Genomic DNA, 14,629 nt, shown 5'->3' with positions numbered 1-14,629 from the left:
CGGTGGCGCGCTCAACGCGCATCGCCGCGCCCGGATTCCGCGTCACGGCGACGACGAAGAAATGCGACGAGCTTCGCCAGCGCGAGCGCGATGAACGCTCCCGCCATGCCGGCAAACATGCCGGCGTCGAATGCATCGCGGCGCAGCAGCGCGAAGATGCCCACCGCGCCCAACGCCGCGGCGACGAATGCCAGTCGCCAGTGCATCGGAATGCCGCTGTCGCCATCGCATGACATGTCGCTGTTGTATGCACGCGCGACGCGCCAGCGGGTGATGCCGTACGAAGCCATCATCACCGGGAAAACCCAAATCAGGATTCTGCCGTCGATCGCGAGCACACCCGATGCCGCCAGAAACCCACCCATGAGGCTGAGAACACCGACCACCGCCGTGGCAACGCCAAGTGCCACGAGATGCATGCGTTGTTCAAGCTCATCGCTGTCGCGAATGCGCTGGGCCATCAGCCAGATCACGTAGAGCATGGGCAGCGTCGGCGCGAGCGCAAGAAGCCACTTCAGCGGCACACTGCCGACCTTGGCCACCAGCGGCCAGACCAGCAACATGACCGCGACGTAGATCGACATCGCCACCATCAGGTGTTGCTCGTAACGCTTTTCTTTCAGACGCGCCATGTCGATACCCTCAGAGCGACTTCAGAAAGTCGTCCAGCGTGTGCTGGAATTTGGATGGCTGATCGAGCATCACGAAATGCCGTGATGACGAAATGGAAACCACCTTCGCTTGTGGCGCATTCGCCAACAGGCTTTGGTAGTAGGCGGTTTTCTGCGCTTCGCTCATCGCCATCGGCGGCCTGCTGAAATCCGGTGCGTTGTAAGGCGAAATTTCGAGGATCGGCACGTTGGCGTTGTTCAGGCCGGGACGCAGATCGGCGGCGAGGTCTTCCGACATGTATTCCGCCGTGGCCTTGATGTCGCTGCGTGCATTCATCGGTGCGTAGCGCGCGGCAAGTTGTGGATCGATCACGCCTATGTGCTGCATGTAGCCCGTCGACTGCGCCTTGAATTCTTCCGCGGATGATTGCGACATTTTTTCGCGCATGTTCGCGGCCATCGCGAGGCGCTGTTGCTCGCTGACCCGATCCATGCCGGGGAAAAGCGGCAAGCCGTCTACCGCGACCACGCCGGAAATGAGCGCTGCATGCTCGCCGGCGAAACGCAGCGAGAGCGTGCCGCCGAGGCTGTGGCCGACCAATACGGGTTTGTCGATCTTCTGTTGCCGAATCAGTTGCAGAAGCGACGCGTCCGCGCGATCGAACAGGTTGCCGCCGTCCTTGGGCACCGGCACGCCGTCGAAGCCGGCCAGGGTGACCGCATAGACGACGTGGTCTTTTTCCAGGTGCTCGATCGTCTGTTGCCAGACCCATGGGCCACCTTGCAGACCGGGAATCAGGATGACTGCGCGACCATGATCGCCATGGCACTCCACTTTCAGCGTGCCGACGACCGTCGTGCCCACCTGATCTGCGAGCACGGCATGGCTGCCGGCCAGCATCAGCGACAAGGACAGCAACGGAAAAACCATTTGGCGAAACCGCTCAACTTTGCGCACGCTGATCACCTCCCGATATGTCAAGCAACCTTGACATACCCAGCGTACGAGCGGCGCGCGCTCGTGTCAAGCGTGCTTTACATCATCGAAGTCGAGACACGTTGAATCATCTCGACGGAAATTCAGAAATCGATCTTGACCGTCACGGTATCGGTGTACGACCCGTCTCTCGCATTCGTGGGCAACGCCGGAATGTATCCGTAGACCGGAATGTCGCCGGGCTTGCCTGCCACGGAAGGTACCGGGTAAGTATTTTCATCCCACAGTCCGTGACTGGGGCTGTTTCCGCGTAGAAGTTCATAAGGGACAAGAGAACCTCCTGGCCCCAGCAGATTGCGTTGCCTGCCTCGGGCATGCAGCCCGAAACCGAAGGAAACCTGTGGCGTGGCATGGCTGTCGCTGCACAGCAACGGCATGATGCCCTTGACCGGCTGGGTGAGATCCTGATCGTTCAAGCCCGACAGGGCATCGACGATGCGATGGCTGCCGAAATCGAGCAGACCCGTTGGAAGTTTCATCGAGAAACTTCCGCCGATATCGCAATAACTGGTCACGTTCGCCGCAACGCTGAGTGTGCTGCGCGCCTCGCCGGCATGGACGCCCTCAAGCAAAGCGCCCTGAATACTCAGGACGCTTGCAAACATAACCAAATTTGCGGTTCGCATCATGACGCAATTCCGATACAAGACACGGTTTTTCGTGGCTGCAGCAGCCGCCTGCATGACGTTCATTGCGGACGCCACGCAGGCAGACTGATTTTGAGCCATGCGGCCTGACCTATTAGTAGGTGATCGACAACACAACGGTATCGATGTAAGCACCCGCCGCCGGCAATGTTGTGCCTGCCGGAATCTGTCCATAGAACGGAATGGTCTGCGAAGTACCGTTACCCGTGAAGCTCAGAGCCGCCCCGGAGGTAATCGGGAACGCGGTTGTCCTTGCCGACGATGTGTACAGGTTGTAAGGCAGCAATGCCGCACCCGGCCCCTTCATGTTGTTCTGACCGCCGGAGGCGTTCGCACCGCTGTTTGCAAACACGGTATAAGGCGTGAGGTTGCTGCAGACAACCGACAGGCCATAGTTGCCAGCCGTCGTGGTGTCGGCATTGACAGCACCAATGGTCGAGGTCACCTGACCGAAGTTGAGGAGGCCGTTACCGGCACCCGCAGCGGCAGCCGTATTGAGGGTGCAAGTGGATACGACCGTTGCCTGAACTGTCAGGTTGCCGTTGATGGTGGTGGCCGCGAAAGCCGGGATGACGAGCGCGCTGGCGAGCAAGCCGAGGCCCAGGCTGAGAGTTGTCTTACGCATGATGATGTCCTTTGATTGGATGAGTGATGAAGCGTCAGGTAAAGCTTGAATTGCCTGCGCAGAATGCAGGTAGTCGGGGCACAGATGGTGTCGTCCGGTGGCCCCATCCGGACGAGAGAGGCGGTCGATGGAAGGCGGTCCAGTCGAAGTGACCTGGCGATGCGGCAGCTCGGATATCTGATCCATGGTCGGCATGGCAATCACCTCAATAAGTCACGGTCACGAGAACTGTGTCGTTATAGGCGCCGGTGGTGGCGGGCACGATCGTGCCGCCGGGAATCAGCGCATATACCGTCAGGCTTTGATTGAGCCCATTGCCCGTCCCTCCTTGGCCGCCTGCCCCGCCGAGGCTGCCGGTACCGCCCGTGGCATCCCAGATTTGGCTCGTCACATAGCTGGTGCTTTTATAGAGTTGGTAAGGAAGTCGGGCACTTCCGTTTGCCATCTGGCGAGATCCGCCAGCAATCCGCTGCCCGCCATCGCTCAGATAAACGGTATATGGCGCGTTCGCATTGCAGTTCACGACCACTGACCCGGTCGTCGCCACTCCCGCAGTCGCAATGGTTGCCCCACTCGCGAGATTGCCGAAGTCGACTTTCGAAGTTGAAACCAGCGTGCACACGGAAGGGACAACGTAGTTGACGGTGTAAGCCACCGGATTGATGGCATCCCAGTTGTCCGAGCTGGATACGAAGTTGCCTTCGCACGCACCGCCATTTCCCTGTTCATCGAATGCGAATTGGACGGCCGTATCGGAATAGGTGCCGACGGCCTTGCCGGTCGCCTGCCCGGCCGGAACTGTCACCGTGAACGTGGTCGCCAGCGGCGTCGTACCACTCACTGGCGTGGTGTAGAGGCCGTAAACCGTGTTGCTGACCATGTTCGTGACGGTGTTCCGGCTGTCGTTGACCCCCACCGTATAAGTCATCGAGTTGGCGCCGTTGACCGCCGTGCCATCGAACGTTGATCGATAGCAAATGTTGTTGCTGTTGCCGAACGTCTTCGTGCCGAAAATGTTGGTCGAATAACAGGACCAGGTATTGGCAAACTGCGCAGGCGCTGCTTGGCTGATGTTGGCCGCGGTGTAGGAGTAGGTCTGCGATGTCGGACCCGTCATGTTGCATGTCGCCATGGCCGGTGTGGAAACCAGCATCAACGGCGTGCCCACCAGGCTTGCCACCAGCAAGTTGCCCACGATGCCGCCACAGGCAAGCAGGGTCATCATCCCTTTCCAACAGCGGCGCAACAGTGATGGGAAATACGTCGTCATCATCAGAACTCCACGTCCAGACGTTGCGCTTCGATGCGTACGAGTTCACCGGAACCGGAAGCGGGTCGCGAATCGCCGACCTGAAACCGGCCAAACCCTGCGTCGGTATCGTTGAGGACCCACGCGCGATAAACCACGCCGCGTGTGCAGCGAATCGACACCGAGCCACCCGCATCGACAGTGCAGGCAGGCATCACTTCCAACTGAACAAATAGACGTCCAAACGCGCGCGGCTGACCGGTAGTTGCGAGTCCCTTCGGTCCTAGCGGATACAGATTGGCGTTGTTTGCGGGTATCAGGTTTTGCGCGGACGCGGGCACTGCCTGTATCAGCAGAGCCAGGCTGACAGCCATCGGAATGGACGTCTTCAATGGCATGTCAGTGGTCCTATCTTCGCTTGTGCCGGACTCTTCATGTCGTAGTCGAAGTTCGCTGCACAACTTCCCGCGGAACCGAAGTCGACGGTGACACGGTTGTGGGCGGTCAACCCGCTGACATAGACCTCGCCGTCATAACCGACCACGAAGTTGTCGCCGCCTTCCAGATGAGCGGTGTAGCCAGGGCCGAGCAGCTTGCCGTCTTTTCCGCGCAGCACCAGCACGGCGGCATGAACCAGCTTGGCGCCGAAGTCGACGATCGTGCCCTGACGGAAGCCGGCGACGGCAACACGCTCGGTGACCGCAGGCACCCAGCCATCGGCCATGGTCGAAGGGTCGAGGTAAACGTGCTGCTCGTAATAGGGCGTGATGTTCGGCAGCAGGGCACGGCCGTTACTGTTCGCCTGCCCGATGAGGACACCGCCCTGCATCACCTCCGCGCCTGGCCCGGCGTTGGTGACGATCGCGTAGGCATTGCCGATCTGGTCCGCAGCAAACAAACCGCCGCCGGCCGCTACCAGCGAACCTTCAACTGACAAGTTGCTGCTGGTGCTGTTGCCGTACTGATAAACCTGCGCGCGCAGTTGCGCCTGCGGCGTGCGCCAGTTGACATAGGCGCTGCTCTGGTCCGGCGCATCGGCATACGTGGCGTTGGCAACTCCCCAGCCGACATCACCCTGTCGTTGTCCCGAAAGACCATTGACCTGCTGGCTGAGACCCATGTGGCCGTCGTCACTCGTGACGGTGGCCTGGGCGGTGATGTTGCGATCAAGCGTGATGTTTACCGAAAGGTAAGCGCCGCGGTCATCGTGGTTGTCCACGTCAGTGAAAGCGTTGGCAAACAGGCTGACCCGTCGGGAAAGCGAGCGGGAAAGCGCTAGGTTGACCGTGCGCAACATGCTGCCGGAGTACTTGATCCGGTTGTAACTGATGTCCACCGTGGTCGCGTCGAACCAGGGTTGAAAACTCAAACCGGCACGATCAATCGCGCTGGCCTGAGCGGTAGTGAGAGGGTCGTAAACGCCCTCCGAATCGAGCAACGGATTGTGGCGCTGGTAGCGGTAACTGGATACGCGCGCCAGATCGTAATAGTCGCTTATGATGCGCTGGGTGCCGGCATACAAATGGACCCCGCCAACCATACCTTCGACCTGAAGCGCGGCTTGTCCACCGGACCAGTTTTTGTAGTGGCTGCCGGCCAGCGACGTGGTGACGCTGCCGTAACCACCCAGACTTTGCACGATGCCGGCGCCCAGGTTGGCTAAACCATCGGCGGAAGACTCAGCGTGACCTTCGAAAGTCGTGCTGTTGGTGAGGCCGTAGCGCAACGAGCCCGCGGCAAACAATGTGTTGTCGTAGTCGGCGGATTTCGCACCGTAGTTCAATCGCGGCACGCCAACGTCCAGCGAGTACTCCAGCAAGCCCTGTTTCAACTGTTGTCCGTTGTAGTAGTACGCCTGTGTCGTGGTGATCTGACGGCCGGTCGCATCCGTAGCAACAAGTGTCACGTTGCCACCCGATATGGAGGGCAACGACTTGAGTTGATAAGGACCGGATGGCACGTTGCCGGAAAAAACCTGCTGCTGATTCACATAAAGATCCAGCGTCGACGGCAGGGCGGCCGAGCCGGTGAACTTCGGTAGCGCAGCCGTCACGACATCGGGGCGCTGGTCGAACGCGCTGGCGATCTGGAAACCGGCAAGCCGCACACTGTTGTTCCACGACAGCGCGTTGCTGACAAAGTCACCGACGGTATAGGAGCGAATTTTCTCCGGGTCGATGTAACGCCAACTGCTGTCCAGACGCACGCTTTTGCTGTAGCCGGGCGTGGCGTTCTGGTTGTACAGCGCTGTTGTCGAAAAGACGCCGGCGCGATTGGTCAGCAGTCCTTCGAAATTGCCGGACACATAGTTCCGCCCGCTCTGCCACGTGTCGTACAGGCCATAGTTGAGGATCGCCGACGACAACGGACGCATGGACTTGAGATCCGTCGGCTGGGACTCGCCGCCCAGATTGACTTGATAGCTTTCAAGCAACGATGTCGGTGCCTGCAATGTCAGCGACTGGGCAGCTTCGTCATAGCGAACCACCATGCCGGCCAAGTCGCGCAAGCGCACCATCGCATCCGGCGCGATAGCCAGATCGATCCTCAAACGCAGGTGACGCAGATCCCCGGCCCTGGCGCTGAAATTGCCATCGGCTGCGCGTTCCACATTAAGGATTTCATGCGTGTCGGTGTTGTTGAGCACGACTTCGAGCACCATCACCTGGCCGGCGCCAGGATTGCTGGCGACCGACGGCGGCTCCGGTGGAGTCGACTGGATGAGTGCGGAATTCCCCGTCGCGGCAAACGCGACGACGCTGAAGTTGAGCGTGACGACAGCGCAAAGGAATCGGCGTGTGCGCCGGTCAACGGCTCTCGACATGCACACTTTCCTGGATCATTTCGCCGCCGTCATGCGCGGTGAGTTTCAAGGCTGTTCCGGCAACCAGCGGCTTTGCCTTGGGATCCAGCTGCAGGTCAAAGCGCTTCTGCGCGCCGGCCAACACGTAGCCATTCAGTCCGGCTCCGAAGACCATGGACGCACCGCCTTCAGGTTGCACGGTCAGGCCGATGATCTTGGCGTGGCGCAACCCGCTGTTGATGGCCTCTGCATGCACGCCGCTGGCGTCCTGCCACACCTTCCAGCTGAGCTTGGCGTAGGCATTGGGATCGACCACGAAAACCGGCAAGGAGGTACGCAGCACCATGGCAACGCCCTGACCCAGCGTATGCGGATCAATCGGCTTGGGCAGCTCGTCGATGAAAACGCGGTAGCTCAATTCACTCTGTACGGAAGCGACAGACTGGCGGGCAACGCGCACCGTGTAGGACGCGCCGGCCGGAATCGTTGCCGCAGGCGGACTGATCAGCATGTCCGTGGCCGGCTCCAGAACTTCCTCGCCGTGAACCTGTGTCCACTTGAACACGCGCAGTTGCAGATTGACTGGATCGGCGCCCGTATTGACCAGTGTCATCGAGGCCGCGCGCTCGGCAGCAGACATGTCGATGCCGATCGGCGAAATTCGCAGCGATGCCGCCTCGGAAGGCTGCGTGAGGCCCAAGGCCAGTCCCAGGGCGAATACCAGTAGCGGCAAGGTTTTCATGATCGGTATTTCCGTCTCGGTCAGTAGGACAGGGTCAGCCACACGACATCGGTGTAGAGCCCGGCATACGGGTCTCCGATGTGGGCAACGCCGCCATAAACAGGTATTGCGGTTGTCACGCCCGGAACCGACGCGACCAGTGGAAGGGGTTGGGTGAGACTCAGCGGAACGTGATGTGCCGGATCGGCGTAGAGGTCGTAGGCAATTCGTTCGCCGTGCGCGTTCATCAGATAGCGCTGTGCGCCTTTGGCATGAAGGCCGTAGTCGATAGTAAGGACCGGAGCATTTGCGCCCGTTCCGGAACTCGAGCAGGTGACCTCGATGAGCGCGAAGCTTTTTGCCGAATCGGCGGAATCGACAGCGTCATGCGGGCCACTTCCAGCCACGCGGCCGAAATCCAGCAAGGCATTACCCATGCTTCCCGTGGCGAAATCGCAACTTGACTGCAGCCGTAGCCGCACTTCGAGAGTGCCGGTCACGCTGTCGGCCGCATGCACATAACCGGAAAGGCCGGCCATGCAGATCAGGCATGCCACGGCGCACGATGCCAAAAAGCTGCGAGGACGTCGCGTTTCGATGGAGATCCCGCTGAGAGCCATATTCAGACGTGAAGAATTTGAGAATCTTGAATGGCTCATCGCAATTCCCGTGCCACACGAAAAACGATCGTTTGAACCGTCTGAAGGCATTCCCCAGCCCCATCATCCACTGGAACAGCAGACCGCATGACCATATTCGTCAGCTGGTTTTGCGGAACGCGTCACACTTTGACGGAAAATTCACAATTTTCCTATCGCAGGCGTTATTCGCTTCGGCGCGGCGCCACGTTCAGTGAGCAAACAGCTTGAATTTGCAGGGTTTATGGTTGCTGCGGCAACCAATTTGCGCGACCTGGTGTTGCGCTGGCTTCGCGACGTTCTCGAATGCCGGAAAACCTCACGGCACGCGGTATTCACGTTCGAGCCCTGTTGCGGAGACATGCGCGCCAAGCACGACAATGACGCGGTCGATCTAACGCCGCTTACTTCGAAGAAATGTATTTCTCGCGGCGAATCTGCGGCACAGGCAAGCCGAATTCCTTCAGCGCACTGAAGGCAGCATCGACCATGTTGGGGTTGCCGCAGAGGTAGGCGATATCGTGGTCGGCATGCGGACCGAGTTCGGCGAGCACGTTCTGCACGTGGCCGCTGCGATCGGTGGAGCGTGGATTGGCTCGTGGCTCGCGGCTGAGGCAACCATGGAACAGAAAACCGGGATGTCGTTGCGCAAAGGCTTCGAATTCTTCGCCGTAGAGCAGTTCGCTTTCGGTGCGTGCGCCATACAGCAAAACCACTTTGCGATCGTTATCGGCAAGGAGCTTCTCGATCTGCGGCAGCATGGCGCGGTACGGCGTGACACCGGTGCCGGTGGCGAGCAGCAGATAGCGCGGATGCGAGTCGCCCTCCTGCAGGCAGAAACGACCATACGGTCCGCTGGCATCAATGACGCCGCCGTGCGGTAAGTCGCCCAGCAGTTTGGTGGCAGCGCCGCCTTCGACATAACTCACGGCAATTTCGATGCGCTGCACCGGCGACGCGCCATCGCCCACCGTAGCTACCGAATAGCTGCGCTTGGTCGCGGTGCCGTCGTCGTAATGAAAATGCACCTGCAAAAACTGGCCGGGCTGGAACGCCAGCGGCTGTCCATCCACCCGCTCGAACACGAGATGGCGCACCGTGCTCACCAGCATGCGGCTGTCGACGAGGCGTAGCTGGAAGTGGTCGGCCATGGATTTCTCTGCAACGTCCGTACGAAAACAGTGGGTGCTCCGGCGAGGCCGGGTTGATCGCGTCAAGCCCGCTATAATAGGTGGCTGCGAGCTGCCAGCCAAACGGCAACGCGTGTCTTCGCCGGGCTTTCCGGCCCGTGGCACGCCGATGCAACCGATTTCGCGCAGCCGCATTCCCTCACCCGGCGCACCCATGACCACTCCTCCAGCTCTCGTTGTCGATAACCTGCGCAAGACTTACAGCAATGGCGTCGAAGCTCTCAAAGGCATCAGCCTGACCGTGCAACCCGGCGATTTCTTCGCCCTGCTTGGCCCCAACGGCGCTGGCAAATCCACCTTGATCGGCATCCTTTCTTCGCTGGTGAATTCCACCAGCGGCGACGCGCAGGTGTTCGGCGTATCGGTGAACAAGCAGCGCAGCGATGCGATGCGGTTGATCGGCCTGGTGCCGCAGGAACTCAACTTCAACCAGTTCGAAAAGCCGTTCGACATCTGCGTCAACGAAGCGGGCTTCTACGGCATTCCGCGCAAGATCGCCGCGGAGCGCGCGGAGAAATACCTGAAGGAACTGCGCCTGTGGGACAAGGCGCACATGCAGGCGCGCACCCTGTCCGGCGGCATGAAGCGCCGCCTGATGATCGCCCGAGCCATGATGAACGAGCCGAAGCTGCTGATCCTCGACGAGCCCACCGCAGGCGTCGACATCGAGATTCGTCGTTCGATGTGGCAGTTCGTCAGCGCCATCAATGCAGCCGGCACCACAGTGATTCTGACCACGCATTATCTGGAGGAGGCCGAATCACTCTGCCGCAACATCGCGATCATCGACCACGGCGTCATCGTCGAGAACACCAGCATGAAACGCCTGCTGGCGACGCTGGACGTGGAGACCTTTGTGCTCGACGTCACCGCGATGCCGGACGAGTTGCCAAGCATTCCCGGCGTCACGCTGCGCCGTCGCGACGACCACATGCTGGAAGCGGAGATGGCCCGCTCGCACGACCTTAACTCACTGTTCGCGCAGCTTTCTGCCAACGGCATCATGGTGACCTCAATGCGCAACAAGACCAACCGGCTCGAAGAGCTTTTCGTGCGCCTGGTCGAGCATGGCCGGCAGGAACCGGGCCGCAGCGAGGAGCAGGCCGCATGAGCAACACCGCCGCCAACCTCGTTGCTCTCAACACACTCGTACGCCGGGAAATCGCGCGCATCATGCGCATCTGGACGCAGACGCTGATTCCGCCCGCGATCACCATGACGTTGTATTTCGTGATCTTCGGCAAGCTGATCGGCAGTCGCATCGGCACGATCCAGGGCGGCTTCAGCTACATGCAGTACATCGTGCCCGGCTTGGTCATGATGAGTGTGATCAACAACTGCTACGCCAACATTTCCAGTTCGTTCTTCGGCGCCAAGTTCAGCCGCGCAGTGGAAGAGATGCTGGTATCGCCGATGCCGAACTGGGTGATCCTGCTGGGTTACGTCACCGGCGCGGTGGCGCGCGGCATGGTGGTCGGCGTGCTGGTGCTGGTGATCGCGCTGTTCTTCACCTCGCTGCACGTGGTGCATCCGCTGATCACGTTCCTATCCGTGTTGCTCGGCGCGACGATCTTTTCGCTGGCCGGCTTCGTCAATGCGGTCTACGCGAAAAAGTTCGATGACATCGCGCTGGTGCCGACCTTCATCCTGACTCCGCTGACCTACTTGGGCGGCGTGTTCTATTCGGTCAACATGCTGGGCGAACCGTGGCAGGCAATTTCGCGGATCAACCCGATCCTGTACATGGTCAACGCGTTCCGTTTCGGCGTGCTCGGCATCAGCGACGTGCACGTAGGCGTGGCTTTCATCGTGATGCTGGGCTTCGTGGCGGGACTGACGATCGTGGCGCTGCAGTTGCTGAAGCGCGGCGTCGGTCTGCGTTCCTGACAACATGGTAGGAGCGCACCCTGTGCGCGATGCTCTTCCTCACGTCATGCAAGAGCCATCGCAGACAGGGTGTGCTCCTACATCGAGATTCGAACATGCGCGTCAACAAGTACATCAGCGAATCCGGCCTGTGCTCGCGACGCGAGGCGGATGACCTGCTGCTCGCCGGCCGCGTCACCATCAACGGCGAGGTAGTGACGACGGGCGCCAAGGCGCTGGATGGTGATGAAGTGGGTGTCGATGGCGAAGTCGTGCGCCCGCGCGCGCTGGCCGCCACACCTTCAGCAAAAAAGGCCGTGTACATCGCTTTGAACAAACCCGTCGGCGTCACCTGCACCACCGAAAAAAACGTCGACGGCAACATCATCGACTTCGTCGATCACCCTCAACGCATCTTTCCGATCGGGCGCCTGGACAAGGATTCCGAAGGGCTGATCCTGCTGACGAGCAACGGCGACATCGTCAACGAGATCCTGCGGTCGGAGAACCATCACGAAAAGGAATATCTCGTCGGCGTGAACAAGTCGGTCACCGACGAATTCCTTTCCGGCATGGCGAATGGCGTGCGCATCCACGGACAGATGACCCAACCGTGTCGTACACGCCGTATTGCGAAGTTCGGTTTCTCGATCGTGCTGACGCAGGGGCTCAATCGGCAGATTCGCCTGATGGCCGCGGCTTTCGGATATCGCGTCACACAACTGCGTCGCGTGCGTATCGACAACGTTCGCCTTGCGCACCTGAAGGTTGGGCAGTGGCGCAACCTCACAGAAGCCGAGTTGAAAGGCCTGCTTCCGGATCGCACGCAATGGTGACGCGCAACTCCTGAGCCTCTATGCGGCTGGCAGGCTTTGCAGATCCCAGCGCGGATGGACCTGCACCGATGCATCCTGATGCTGGCCGCTGGCCAGACGGATCGCGCCGGCCAGCGCGATCATCGCGCCGTTGTCGGTGCAGAAATCCAGCCGCGGGAAGTACACCTGGAAACCATCCTTGGCGCCGGCCGCTGCGAGTTCGCTGCGCAATCTCCGGTTGGCGCCGACACCGCCGGCAATCACCAGCCGTTGCGCACCGCTGGCCTGAAGCGCGCGCCGGCATTTGATGATCAACGTATCGACGATCGCTTCCTCGAACGCACGCGCCACGTCCGCGCGGGTCTGCTCGCTCTGGTCGGATTTCTGCCACGCCAGCAGCACCTGGGTTTTGAGGCCGGAGAAACTGAAATCGAGTCCGGGCCGATCGGTCATCGGTCGGGAAAAACGAAACGCACCGGCGCGCCCCTGCTCGGCAAGCTTCGCCAGCGCGGGGCCGCCGGGATACGGCAGTCCCATCAACTTGGCCGTCTTGTCGAAGGCCTCGCCTGCCGCGTCGTCCAACGTGTCGCCCAAAATCGTGTACTGGCCGATCGCCTTGACCTCGACCAGCATCGAATGCCCGCCTGAAACCAGCAACGCCACGAACGGCGGCTCGGGCGGGTTTTCCTCCAGCAGGGGCGCCAGTAAGTGGCCTTCCATGTGATGCACGCCGATGGCCGGAACGCCCAGCGCCCAAGCCATCGCGCGTCCTGCCGCCGCACCCACCAGCAGCGCGCCGACCAACCCCGGACCGGCCGTGTACGCGACGCCACCAAGGTCCTGCACGGTCATGCCCGCTTCGGCCAAAGCCTCGCGGATCAGCGGAAGCAGCTTGCGAACGTGGTCGCGACTGGCCAGTTCCGGCACCACACCGCCGTAATCCGCGTGCAGTTTGATCTGGCTGTACAAGGTGTGCGCCAGCAGGCCGCGGCCCGGCGCATCCGGCTCCCAGCGCAGCAAAGCCACGCCGGTCTCGTCGCAGGAGGTCTCGATACCCAGCACGGGCTTTGAAAATTCTTTGTTATCCACGTTATACTTCGCGGCTCGCCCAATTCATCAGTCCCGTATCCGCGGGAAGACTACCACTCGGAGTTTCCATGCCCAACGTAAAAGTTCGCGAGAACGAGCCGTTCGAGATTGCTCTGCGTCGTTTCAAGCGTACCTGCGAAAAGGCCGGTGTTCTCGCTGAAACGCGCAAGCGTGAGTTCTACGAAAAGCCGACCCAGGAGCGCAAGCGCAAGCGCGCCGCCGCCGTAAAGCGTCACCTGCGCCGTCTGTCGCGCGACGTTTCGCGCAAAGTCCGCCTGTACTGAGTTCTGCTTCGATCCGCCGATTCGTCGGTGGATCTGCAGCGCCAGGCGCTGCGTTTCAGGGAGCACGGTCGGCGCGGGATCTCGCAGCCACCGCAAGCAGTCTGGATCGATCCGGCCGGTGTTGTCCCTGAGGACAACGCCGGCTTTGTCGTTTCCGTAGAATCGAATTCGCCGTTTCAACCTCAGAGGTTTCGCCATGACCCTCAAGCAGCAGCTCACCGAAGACATGAAAACCGCCATGCGCGGCGGCGACAAGCACAAGCTGGGCGTGGTCCGGTTGATGCTGGCGGCGATCAAGCAGCGTGAAGTCGATGAGCGCGTCGAACTCGACGACGTGCAGGTACTCGCCACGCTGGAAAAAATGCTCAAGCAGCGTCGCGACTCGGTCAGCCAGTTCGACGCCGCGAACCGCGAAGATCTTTCAGCGATCGAACGCGCCGAAATGGTAGTAATCGAAACCTACCTGCCAAGCAAGTTGAGCGAATCGGAAATCGAGGTTCTGGTCGATGCCGCGATTCGCGACACCGGCGCCAGCTCGGCCCGCGACATGGGAAAGGTCGTCGCCGCGGTGAAGGAAAAAGCTGCCGGCCGCGCGGATATGGCCGTGGTTTCGGGCCAGATCAAGGCACGATTGGCGGGCTGAATTCCGCCAATTCGCATCAATGCAGCCGCGTTACCAGCAGCACCACGGCCAGCACGATCAGCAACGCGCTGATGATCGATATCGCAATGCGCCGACGCAGCCGGCGCAGTCGCTGCCAGTTGGAGATGTCTACGAAGTAGCGTCCTTCGCCGGGACAACGCAGCACGGCATGGCGTACCAACTGACCCCAGGCCAGCCCCTGCTTGATACCCAGCTGCTGCGGCGTCTGCGCCGTGCCCGGCGTGGTGGCGGCAGCACGCTCGAAAGCCTGCGCGATGCGCTTCTGTTTCAGCACGATCGCCGATGTGATCACCATGGTCGCGTTCCTAACCTTGCGGCTCGTGAGCTTGGCGTCCAGCGCCGCCAACGGCAAGCGAAACCATGCATGGCTTTCACGCGGGCATCGGTACAAAGCGTCACGACTCGACGGCGCCGCCGACGCGAGCGACTC

Annotated in this window: 18 protein-coding genes; 6 read left to right on the top strand and 12 right to left on the bottom strand. The window is 60.7% G+C overall.

Annotation, left to right across the window (positions count from 1 at the left end):
• Window positions 1-11: 11 nt before the first annotated feature.
• The 9 genes from GSQ73_RS07820 to GSQ73_RS07780 all read right to left on the bottom strand — a co-directional run bounded on the left by GSQ73_RS07820 (window position 12) and on the right by GSQ73_RS07780 (window position 8,192).
• Window positions 12-632 (bottom strand): hypothetical protein, encoded by a 621-nt coding sequence (locus tag GSQ73_RS07820; protein ID WP_158882751.1) that lies wholly within the window; start codon window positions 630-632, stop codon window positions 12-14.
• A gap of 10 nt (window positions 633-642) precedes the next feature.
• On the bottom strand, window positions 643-1,542 hold the full coding sequence (locus GSQ73_RS07815; RefSeq protein ID WP_158882749.1) for an alpha/beta hydrolase: 900 nt from the start codon (window positions 1,540-1,542) through the stop codon (window positions 643-645).
• A 149-nt stretch (window positions 1,543-1,691) separates the two neighbouring features.
• The gene (locus tag GSQ73_RS07810) at window positions 1,692-2,300 is read right to left on the bottom strand and encodes a spore coat protein U domain-containing protein (protein WP_158882747.1); all 609 of its coding nucleotides are present in this window, start codon (window positions 2,298-2,300) and stop codon (window positions 1,692-1,694) included.
• A gap of 49 nt (window positions 2,301-2,349) precedes the next feature.
• Window positions 2,350-3,075, bottom strand: coding sequence for a spore coat U domain-containing protein (locus GSQ73_RS07805; RefSeq protein ID WP_158882744.1), 726 nt, complete (start codon window positions 3,073-3,075; stop codon window positions 2,350-2,352).
• 10 nt (window positions 3,076-3,085) lie between these two features.
• Window positions 3,086-4,048, bottom strand: a complete 963-nt coding sequence (locus GSQ73_RS07800) for a spore coat protein U domain-containing protein (RefSeq protein ID WP_216844744.1) — start codon at window positions 4,046-4,048, stop codon at window positions 3,086-3,088.
• Between the two features lie 104 nt (window positions 4,049-4,152).
• Window positions 4,153-4,527 carry a hypothetical protein gene (locus tag GSQ73_RS07795; RefSeq protein WP_158882740.1) on the bottom strand — a complete coding sequence of 125 codons (375 nt, stop codon included), beginning with the start codon at window positions 4,525-4,527 and terminating at the stop codon, window positions 4,153-4,155.
• Window positions 4,518-6,953, bottom strand: a complete 2,436-nt coding sequence (locus GSQ73_RS07790; RefSeq protein ID WP_158882738.1) for a fimbria/pilus outer membrane usher protein — start codon at window positions 6,951-6,953, stop codon at window positions 4,518-4,520. Before GSQ73_RS07790 ends, GSQ73_RS07795 begins: the two co-directional genes overlap by 10 nt.
• On the bottom strand, window positions 6,937-7,674 hold the full coding sequence (locus GSQ73_RS07785) for a fimbria/pilus periplasmic chaperone (protein WP_158882736.1): 738 nt from the start codon (window positions 7,672-7,674) through the stop codon (window positions 6,937-6,939). Before GSQ73_RS07785 ends, GSQ73_RS07790 begins: the two co-directional genes overlap by 17 nt.
• A 20-nt stretch (window positions 7,675-7,694) precedes the next feature.
• Window positions 7,695-8,192, bottom strand: coding sequence for a spore coat protein U domain-containing protein (locus GSQ73_RS07780; protein WP_158882734.1), 498 nt, complete (start codon window positions 8,190-8,192; stop codon window positions 7,695-7,697).
• Here GSQ73_RS07780 and GSQ73_RS07775 point away from each other — a divergent pair.
• Window positions 8,191-8,403 carry a hypothetical protein gene (locus tag GSQ73_RS07775; protein ID WP_158882732.1) on the top strand — a complete coding sequence of 71 codons (213 nt, stop codon included), beginning with the start codon at window positions 8,191-8,193 and terminating at the stop codon, window positions 8,401-8,403. The two genes, GSQ73_RS07780 and GSQ73_RS07775, sit on opposite strands and share 2 nt — an antisense overlap.
• 292 nt (window positions 8,404-8,695) lie before the next feature.
• On the opposite strand, the gene GSQ73_RS07770 is transcribed toward GSQ73_RS07775, so the two are convergent.
• Window positions 8,696-9,442, bottom strand: coding sequence for an FAD-binding oxidoreductase (locus GSQ73_RS07770; protein WP_158882730.1), 747 nt, complete (start codon window positions 9,440-9,442; stop codon window positions 8,696-8,698).
• 193 nt (window positions 9,443-9,635) lie between these two features.
• On the opposite strand from GSQ73_RS07770, the gene GSQ73_RS07765 reads away from it, so the two are divergent.
• The 3 genes from GSQ73_RS07765 (at window position 9,636) to GSQ73_RS07755 (ending at window position 12,183) form a co-directional block, all read left to right on the top strand.
• Complete coding sequence (locus GSQ73_RS07765; RefSeq protein WP_158882728.1) at window positions 9,636-10,592, top strand: ABC transporter ATP-binding protein; 957 nt, start codon at window positions 9,636-9,638, stop codon at window positions 10,590-10,592.
• On the top strand, window positions 10,589-11,368 hold the full coding sequence (locus tag GSQ73_RS07760; protein ID WP_158882726.1) for an ABC transporter permease: 780 nt from the start codon (window positions 10,589-10,591) through the stop codon (window positions 11,366-11,368). The genes GSQ73_RS07765 and GSQ73_RS07760 overlap by 4 nt, the downstream gene beginning before the upstream one ends.
• 95 nt (window positions 11,369-11,463) lie before the next feature.
• Window positions 11,464-12,183: a pseudouridine synthase gene (locus GSQ73_RS07755; RefSeq protein ID WP_158882724.1), complete on the top strand. Its 720-nt coding sequence runs from the start codon at window positions 11,464-11,466 to the stop codon at window positions 12,181-12,183.
• An 18-nt stretch (window positions 12,184-12,201) separates the two neighbouring features.
• Here GSQ73_RS07755 and tsaD read toward each other — a convergent pair whose 3' ends face one another.
• Entirely contained in the window at window positions 12,202-13,251 is a 1,050-nt protein-coding gene (gene tsaD / locus GSQ73_RS07750) for a tRNA (adenosine(37)-N6)-threonylcarbamoyltransferase complex transferase subunit TsaD (protein ID WP_254063326.1), read from the bottom strand.
• Between the two features lie 68 nt (window positions 13,252-13,319).
• Here tsaD and rpsU point away from each other — a divergent pair, with 68 nt between their 5' ends.
• The gene (gene rpsU / locus GSQ73_RS07745) at window positions 13,320-13,535 is read left to right on the top strand and encodes a 30S ribosomal protein S21 (protein ID WP_007081639.1); all 216 of its coding nucleotides are present in this window, start codon (window positions 13,320-13,322) and stop codon (window positions 13,533-13,535) included.
• 196 nt (window positions 13,536-13,731) lie between these two features.
• Window positions 13,732-14,178, top strand: coding sequence for a GatB/YqeY domain-containing protein (locus tag GSQ73_RS07740; protein WP_158882722.1), 447 nt, complete (start codon window positions 13,732-13,734; stop codon window positions 14,176-14,178).
• A gap of 16 nt (window positions 14,179-14,194) precedes the next feature.
• Here the strand turns inward: GSQ73_RS07740 and GSQ73_RS07735 are convergent, their stop codons facing one another.
• On the bottom strand, window positions 14,195-14,494 hold the full coding sequence (locus tag GSQ73_RS07735) for a hypothetical protein (RefSeq protein ID WP_158882720.1): 300 nt from the start codon (window positions 14,492-14,494) through the stop codon (window positions 14,195-14,197).
• Window positions 14,495-14,629 lie beyond the last annotated feature (135 nt).

This window comes from Rhodanobacter sp. L36 (assembly GCF_009765755.1).
Taxonomy (GTDB): Bacteria; Pseudomonadota; Gammaproteobacteria; order Xanthomonadales; family Rhodanobacteraceae; genus Rhodanobacter.
Note: the sequence above shows the minus strand (reverse complement) of the source record. Positions and strands in the feature narration are given on the sequence as shown.